The sequence below is a fragment of the Pararoseomonas baculiformis genome (genome assembly GCF_017813395.1).
Classification (GTDB): Bacteria; Pseudomonadota; Alphaproteobacteria; order Acetobacterales; family Acetobacteraceae; genus Roseomonas; species Roseomonas baculiformis.
Genome location: NZ_JAGIZB010000078.1, coordinates 1 through 3,882 on the forward strand (window position 1 = coordinate 1; position 3,882 = coordinate 3,882).

Below are 3,882 nucleotides of genomic sequence, written 5' to 3' on the forward strand. Positions count from 1 at the left end.
GAGTGTCACCGCCGTGCCGCGAAGCCTCGCAGCCTCGCTCTCCCCCGCGCTCGCTGGCTGGATGTTGGCCGTCAGCCCATTCGGGTGGCCACTCATCTGTGCGGGGGCGCTCAAGATCGCCTATGACCTTGCACTGTTACGCAGCTTCCGCTCCATCCGCCCACCCGAGGAAGCAGAATTGGGTAGCAGCCAGGCCAAAGGCCATCGCTCCGCGAGCGACGGTAAGAGATAGCGGGAAGCTGCCTCTTCTCGACCATCCTAAAGGGCCGCCCTCAGGCCCCTCGCACCGGCAATGACTTCTGTTTCTCAGCCCCGGCGAGATGCCCGTCTTGGTCCGGTGTGGCAACCAAGCCGTCAAACCTCTTGCTCGCGGGCCTAACCAGCCCCTCTGGCGCGGCACTTAGGCACGATAATCCCTCATTGTCGGACACCAGAGGGCAAGGAAGGCCATCGCGGGCAGCCCGTTCCCATTAATGCGGCGGGCCTCGCTCGCGAGGTGGGCAAGGCCCGCTGTGAGAAATTCTCAACCTGGATAATGCGATCGTGGCGAATCCAACCACATAGCGCGGCCGATTTGCCAGCACCCCGCTGATCTTATCCTTACTCAGGATAATACGTGCTCGTTGGCGTCGCGCTGCCGCAAGCCCCGGCGTCCACGATGGCCGCCTGACCACGGTACGGCGCCGAGGAGAGGGTAGTTCAGCATCACCCAATCGGAGGCCACACTCCGCGTTGGCTAGGTTCGCTCATGGCAGCCTCGCGCCCAAAGTCTCGACAGCGGACGTAGTTCCGCGTGGGTGCCCCCTCTAGCGCGCACCTCGGCGTGATCTCCCGGGAATACTTCCCTTCCAACGCTGGAATGGGCGCATAGCTCTAAGCATGTCTCACGATGCATCCAGCCGTGCCGCCGAAGGTATCGCCGACGTCCTCGCCGGCGCGCTTGACCAATGCGCGAGCGCCCTCTCGCGGAACCAACCACAGGAAGCGAGACTACTTCTTGCCGAAGCTTGCGAAGTCCTGAGACGACTTCGCAGGGATCTTCGGGAGGAGAGCGGGAACGCCGAGACCTGAACTGACAGCGCTACCCAATGGAAGGGAACCTTTTCCCAGATCAAGGGGACAAGGTAGGCGTTGTGTCTGGCCTGCAGGGCTTATCGCATTCCAAAGCTGAGATTGCGGCCGACCTGATGAGCGCCGTGTCCGAAGACTTCGCGCCTGGATCAACCAGTGAGGTGGCGCCGCCTCCCATTGCGGCCCGGCCGCTCGCGCGCCACGTCCACGACATCGCCCGGCCCTTTGTCTGCTGGAGAAGGTCGTCCATCCCCGCTGGTGCACGTCCTTAGAGGTCACCAAAAGCGCGGTCGGCGCGGCCGTTCTGCCGGTGAGCGTCGGCTTCCTCGTCCCGCTAGCGCTGAGCTACATCCGCCGGCCCTGGTCATTGCCTTCGCCTGCCTCGAGCAGGATGGGCTGTTGCTTCTCGTCAGGCACCTGACAGCTCTGGCCGTCATCGCAGGCCCGGCGATCCTCGCCTGGAAGACGTTAAGCACGATGGGTTAGGTGCCTAGCCAGCTTTAGGAGGAGCCCTTCCGTGACGATCATCGTCTCCGTGAAGATCAACGACGGCGTGGTCATGGCCGCGGACAGCGCTGGCACGATGCCCAGCGGGCAGATCTACGCCCATGCGAACAAAATCACGAACCTCTACGAAGGCCTGCCGATCGGCGCGATGTCCACCGGCGCGGGCGGCATCGGTAATGAGTCTATCGAGACTCTGCTGAAAGACCTGCGCCGGCGCTTTGCAGGGCTCGATCCGGAGCATGCACACTGGCGTCTGGATCCCTCAGCCTACAGTTTGGAGGAGGTTGCGCAGAGGCTGCAGGCATTCATCTTTGAGGAGAAGGTCCTGCCCTGTGGTGAGGACACAACCCTGCAACTCCGGCTTTGCGGCTACTCCGCCGGGCGTCCGCTCGCCGAGGTGTGGGAGGTTAATGTTCTCCGTCGTGCCAGCCCCGCACCCCGCTGTATTATGGGGGAGGACGCTTTCGGCGTGCTGTGGGACGGGCAGTACGAGGCGCTCAACCGGCTCGTCCTCGGAACAGGCTTTGAGATCGGGGCGGCGCTCGCCCGGCATGGGGTTCCCGCAGATCAAGTACCAAGGCTGCAGGCCGATTTGGTGGGAGACCTTTATGCCACGCTCTCCGCTCCGGCGATGCCGATCCAGGACGCAATCGACCTTGCTCGCTTCCTTGTCGAGACAACTATCGGCTTCGTGCGCTTCGCAGTCTTCCTCCCCAAGTCTGTCGGCGGATCAGTGCAGATCGCCGCGATCACCAAGCACGAGGGCTTCCGCTGGGTGCAGCGCCCAACCCTTCGTGGTACGGAGCTTGGGTAACCTCCGGCACCGCCCCGGGAAGGCTACCGCATGGGGCATGCGCTCAACCGTTACGTTGCCTACCGTGCCCGAGGTGGGCCGCTGCACCTTGTCATCGACAGCACGGGCCTAAAGGTGCTGGGCGAGGGCGAGTGGAAGGTCAGGAAACACGGAGCCGACAAGCGCCGGGTCTGGCGCAAGGTGCATCCGGTGATCGACGCGGACAGCCACGAGGTGCGAGCGGTCGAGATGACGGACCACCGACACGGGGACGGCGAGATCGTGCCGGGCCTGCTGGCCCAGGTGCCAAGGGCTGAGCGGATCGGGATGATCAGCGGCGATGGAGCCTACGATACACCCGGCGTCTACGAGGCCTCAGCCTCACGGGATGCAGCCCTGGTCGTGCCACAGCGGCGCAACGGCAAGCCCTGGAAGGCGAAGACCACCGGGGCAGCGGCGCGCAACGAGACGCTCCGCGCCATCAGGCACCTCGGACGGCGGCTCTGGAAGAGGTGGAGCGGCTACCATCGCCGCAGCCTTGCCGAGACGGCCATGTCGCGCCTCAAGCGCCTGGGCGAGCGCCTCGCGTCCCGGCCCTACAGACCGCCGAGGTGCAGATCCGCTGCGCCATCCTCAACACCTTCAACGCCCTCGGTATGCCCGACACCATCGCCCGCGCCTGATCAGGGCATCAAAGACCAGGCCGCGCCATTATCTGGCTTTCCGCAACAGGGCCACAGCACGGGGTTGAAGATCTGCGGGCCCGGCGAGTGGCTGACGGAGAAGCACGGAACCCGACGACGCCGATCGTGGCGCAAACTGCATCTCGCCACTGACGTCGGCACGGGGCGGGTCATCGCCTCGGTGCTGATGGGCCACGATGCCGATGACGGTGGGCAAGTCGGCCCGCTGCTCGAGAGAGTGGACGGACCTGTCGCGTCCCTCACCACCGATGGAGCTTGCGACCGCGACGACGTCCATGCGGAGATCATGGCCCGTCACCCTCAGGCCGAGATCATCGTGCCGCCCCGATCAAGCGCCGTCCCAAGCGCGGCCGCAGGGGCAGGCAGAGGGCGTCTGGCTACAACTGGCGTGCCCTGGTCGAAGCCGATGTGTCGCGCTGGAAGCGCGTCATTGGCGATGGCCTGCGCTCCCAGACAAGCGGACGCCAAGCGACCGAGAGGGCCATCGCCGCCGAGGTGCTGAACCGCATGTTGGACCTGGGTCGCCCAGAATACGTCCGCGTCGCATGAGTGTCAGGGCTTTTGGCGTCCGTGCGTCCAGCGTCCTGATCGGTGCAACACGGTCGTACACCACGGTCCCTTTATGTCGCTGATCCATTCCCAGCGGAAATGCTGGAAAAGTCAGATGAGGGCAACTCATCGGCAATCAGGCCTCTGATCCTGGTCGCAAGAACGTCTAAGGCAAAAGGCTTTGTGAGCACCGCCATGCCGGGCGGTAGATGCTTCTCACCCATAACGGCTTGCTCCGCATAGCCTGTGATGAACAGC

General features: G+C 64.4%; 3 protein-coding genes. 2 read left to right on the plus strand and 1 reads right to left on the minus strand.

The window, feature by feature from the left end:
- Positions 1 to 1,588 precede the first annotated feature (1,588 nt).
- Both J8J14_RS24475 and J8J14_RS25705 read left to right on the plus strand, forming a co-directional pair.
- Positions 1,589 to 2,392: an Ntn hydrolase family protein gene (locus J8J14_RS24475; RefSeq protein WP_209382151.1), complete on the plus strand. Its 804-nt coding sequence runs from the start codon at positions 1,589 to 1,591 to the stop codon at positions 2,390 to 2,392.
- 30 nt (positions 2,393 to 2,422) lie between these two features.
- Positions 2,423 to 3,577, plus strand: a complete 1,155-nt coding sequence (locus J8J14_RS25705) for an IS5 family transposase (protein ID WP_209382153.1) — start codon at positions 2,423 to 2,425, stop codon at positions 3,575 to 3,577.
- A 118-nt stretch (positions 3,578 to 3,695) separates the two neighbouring features.
- Here the strand turns inward: J8J14_RS25705 and J8J14_RS24485 are convergent.
- Positions 3,696 to 3,882 (minus strand): hypothetical protein (locus J8J14_RS24485; protein WP_456307533.1); only part of this gene is annotated, 187 nt, incomplete at its 5' end.

Excerpts from the sequence above, each read along its gene's own strand:
- J8J14_RS25705 (WP_209382153.1), top strand. The coding sequence starts at position 2,423 with ATGGGGCATGCGCTCAACCGTTACGTTGCCTACCGTGCCCGAGGTGGG.